Below are 3179 nucleotides of genomic sequence, written 5' to 3' on the forward strand. Positions count from 1 at the left end.
AGGCTCGAGCGCCGTCGCCCTCTCGAAGGCAGGGCCCGCGTCCAGCAGGCGCCCGGCCTGGACGAGGGCGAGGCCGAGATTGTTCCATGCGAGCGCGTTGGCCACGTCGGCGGCGACGAGCTCCGAGAGCCTCTCGACGGCCAAGGATGGCTCGCTCCTCTGGAGATACAACGCCGCCATATTCGAGAGAAGCTGCGATTGAGCGGGACCCAGCTCGGATGCCTTTCGATAGGAGTCGAGGGCGCGATCGAGCTGACCGAGGGCATGGCGCGCGAAGCCGAGCTGAAAGTGTAGGCCGGGATGCTCGGGCTGGCTCTCGAGTCCCTCCTCGAGGATCGCCACCGCTTGCTCCGCGCGGCCCGACCGTACCAGGGCCTCCGCGAGGTCCGTGCGGGCCTCGGCAAACTTGGGAGCGAGCTCCACGGCGAGATCGAGCTCCTCGACGGCGCGGTCGTACTCCCGACGCGCGGCATGAGCCTGTCCGAGGTGATAGTGAACGAGATGATGCATCGGGAGCTTGGCCGCGAGCGGACTCAGAAGACGAATCGCGCTCTCGGGATCCGAGGCATCGAGCGCATCCAACGCGGCTTCGATCGTCGCGCTGAACTCTCGATAGTCTTCGATGCGATCCTTCGGATCGACGGCCAGACTTTCCGGCGTGGTCGGAGTAGAGCCCGCGGCCCCCACATAGCCGAGACTCTGGAGCTTGCGAAGGGTCTCGGCGTCGACGACCGAGCGGTCCTCATCGGATTGGCCTCGCCGGAAAGCCTCTTCGAGCTGCGCCAGCCTGGAAGCGAGCTCGGCCGCAATCTCGGGTTTCTCGCTCAGCAGGTTCCTCGATTCCCCCGGGTCCCTCTCGACGTCGTAGAGCTCCGGGCGAGGCGCCTGGATGTACTTGTAGCCGCGGTCCCGAATGGCCGTGAGCTCGCCCCATCCAAACTGGAGGTGGGCAACCAGCGACTCCGAGTACGCCGCCAGGCGCTCGGGCCCCTCCCCGCGGAGCCACGGCGCCACGCTTTTGCCCTGCATCGAATCGGGGACGGACAGCCCGAGGAGGTCGAGCGCCGTCGGGGCTAGATCGGCGAGCCGCACCTGTTCCTCGATGGTGATGCCCTCCGGTACGACTCGCGGCAAGCGCATCAGCCAGGGAACCAGAAGCGTCGCGTCGTACACGAACCACGAGTGGTACTCCTCACCGTGCTCGCCGAGCGACTCGCCATGGTCTCCTACGACCACGACGAGCGTTTCGTCGCCGACGGCGTCGAGCACGTCGCCGACGACCGCGTCCGTATACGCGACCTCGGCGTCGTACGGCCGCTCCGGGAAACGGCTGCGGTAAGGCTCGGGCGCCTCGAACGGCGAGTGAGGGTCATACAGATGGAGCCACAGGAAGAACGGCGCCTGGCGAGGACGCGACAGCCACTCGACCGCGCGTTTCGCGGTATCCCCGCCGGGACGCTGCACGTTGGCGAGACCTCGTTTCGCCTCCTCGGCAGCGCTCGCCTCCTCGTCGAAGTCGTAGTAGGTGTCGAAGCCTTGGGAGAGGCCGAAGCGCGAATCCACGACGAAGCTCGACACGAAGGCCGCCGTCTCGTAGCCCTGAGCCTTCAGAATCTCCGCTAGGGTCGTCTCTTCGTCTGCTAGCAAGTAGGTGCCGTTATCTCGCACTCCGTGGCCCATGGGAAACAATCCCGTGAGAATGGTGGCGTGCGAGGGCAGGGTCAGAGGGACGGGGCTGACCGCCTCCTCGAACCGCACTCCTTCACGAGCGATGCGATCGAGATTGGGCGTTGCGCCGAGCGCGTAACCGTAGCTGCCCAGACGATCCGCCCGCAAGGTGTCGAGCGTGATCAGAAGGAAGTTGAAAGGTCCCGAAGGCTCGCTGCGGCAACCTGCGAAAGCCATTGCGAGCGCCGCGACGGCAAACCCCTTCATCGAACGGCGATCCTATCCCAAGTGTGTTATTTTGGCCGCGGAGGAGAGCGCCGATGAAAAAAGCGACTGTTCTCGCCATTCTCGTCGCGCTCGTTGCATCGAGCGCATCGGCCTTCGCTCAGCAGCGCTCGCGTCTGCGAGGGAAAGTCGTCGATTCGGGCGGAAACCCCGTGGCCGGCGCCGAGGTACGGGCGGAGAACCCCGTCAGCATGCCGGCGGTCTTGAACAGGAAGTCGAACAAGAAAGGCGAGTTCGTGTTCAACGGCGTCCAGGTCGGCGAATGGACGCTCCTCGTGAGCGCCGACAGCTTCATTCCGAGCCAAGCGAAAGTGCAGGTCGGGGTGAACGAGAACGTCGAGATCACGATCACGCTCGAGAACGCTCAGGGATCGGCCCTGCTCGCCACTTCGGGCAAGGCCCAGGAGGAGATCGAGCAGGCGCGGCAGAGGTTCGACGCCGGGGATTTCGAGGGTGCTATCGGCCTCTACAACGAGCTCCTGGCCAAAGCGCCCGAGGTGTACCAGATCCACTTCAATCTCGCGCTCGCCCATGAGAAGAACGGCGACTTCGAAGAGGCGGCCGAGCACTTCGTGGCTTTTCTCGAGCACGAGCCGTCGAGCTTCGATGCCGCTTTGCGCGCGGCGAACGCCTTCAGCCGCGCGGAGGACAAGGAAAAGGCCGTGACCTATTACCGAAGGGCCGCAGAGATTCAGCCGCAAGACGCCGTCGTCTATTTCAATCTCGGCCTCGCCTTGTTCGACCTCGAGCGCCTCGACGATGCCGTGGGGGCATTCGAGCGGACGCTCTCCCTCGATTCGCGCTTCGCCGACGCGCACTACATGCTGGCGAACATTCATGTCCGCAACCGGGACCTCGAGCGCGCCCGAGCGAGCTACGAGAAGTTCCTCGAGCTCGCGCCCGACTCCCCGAACGCGGAAGCGGCTCGCACGGCGCTCGAGCAGCTGAAGGAGTCCTGAGCTCGTCATGACGGCCGTCGCGGCGGTGCTTGCCGTCGTCGTATCGGCTCAGGATCCCGGAGCGTTCGAAGCATCATTCGAAAGGGGCCTCGCCGCGCTCGCAGCAGGCGAATACGCTTCGGCGGTCGAAAGTTTCGAGGACGCTCTCCGGATCCAGCCCGACCATACGCAAGCCCGTTTCAATCTGGCAAGGGCTCTGCGGGAGCTCGGTGAGGGGGCGAAGGCCCTCGATCAGTTGCTCGCGATCGAAGATCGTATGGTCGATCG

General features: G+C 65.1%; 3 protein-coding genes. 2 read left to right on the forward strand and 1 reads right to left on the reverse strand.

Annotation, left to right across the window (positions count from 1 at the left end):
• A partial coding sequence (locus VEK15_20260; GenBank protein HXV63045.1) for a sulfatase-like hydrolase/transferase occupies positions 1–1935 on the reverse strand: 1935 nt, incomplete at its 3' end.
• Between the two features lie 53 nt (positions 1936–1988).
• On the opposite strand from VEK15_20260, the gene VEK15_20265 reads away from it, so the two are divergent.
• Both VEK15_20265 and VEK15_20270 read left to right on the forward strand, forming a co-directional pair.
• Positions 1989–2912, forward strand: a complete 924-nt coding sequence (locus VEK15_20265) for a tetratricopeptide repeat protein (protein HXV63046.1) — start codon at positions 1989–1991, stop codon at positions 2910–2912.
• A gap of 7 nt (positions 2913–2919) precedes the next feature.
• On the forward strand, positions 2920–3179 hold a 260-nt coding region (locus VEK15_20270; protein ID HXV63047.1), incomplete at its 3' end, for a tetratricopeptide repeat protein.

Source organism: Vicinamibacteria bacterium (genome assembly GCA_035620555.1).
In the GTDB taxonomy this organism is placed as follows: domain Bacteria; phylum Acidobacteriota; class Vicinamibacteria; order Marinacidobacterales; family SMYC01; genus DASPGQ01.

Coding starts and splice junctions, on each gene's coding strand:
- VEK15_20265 (HXV63046.1), top strand. CDS start 1,989: ATGAAAAAAGCGACTGTTCTCGCCATTCTCGTCGCGCTCGTTGCATCG.